Origin of the sequence: Virgibacillus sp. 7505 (genome assembly GCF_002272135.1) — a bacterium.
GTDB lineage: Bacteria > Bacillota > Bacilli > Bacillales > Amphibacillaceae > Terribacillus.
Window position 1 is genome coordinate 1 of the sequence record NZ_NPBF01000109.1, and the last position, 324, is coordinate 324.

General features: G+C 49.4%; 1 protein-coding gene. It reads left to right on the top strand.

All coding sequences use genetic code 11. The annotated features are described in order from the left end of the window. A partial coding sequence (gene ytpR, locus CHH91_RS18145; RefSeq protein WP_353615337.1) for a YtpR family tRNA-binding protein occupies positions 1–324 on the top strand: 324 nt, incomplete at both ends.

Here is a 324-nt window from a genome sequence, read left to right on the forward strand (position 1 = left end):
TCGGTTATGTGGCTGAAGTAGCACCTCATCCTGAGGCGGACAAGCTAAATGTATGTCAAGTTGATATTGGCGAGGAAGAGCGTGTCCAAATTGTTTGTGGAGCGCCAAATGTTCGCTCTGGCCAGTATGTCGCCGTTGCCAAAGTAGGGGCGCGCTTGCCTGGTGGCATCAAAATTAAAAAAGCGAAATTGCGTGGACAGCACTCCGAAGGGATGATTTGCTCTTTGCAAGAGCTCGGCGTTGACAGCAAACTAGTGCCTAAGGGCTATGTTGACGGGATTTATGTATTCCCGGAAACACAAAGCGTTGAACCTGGACAAGATG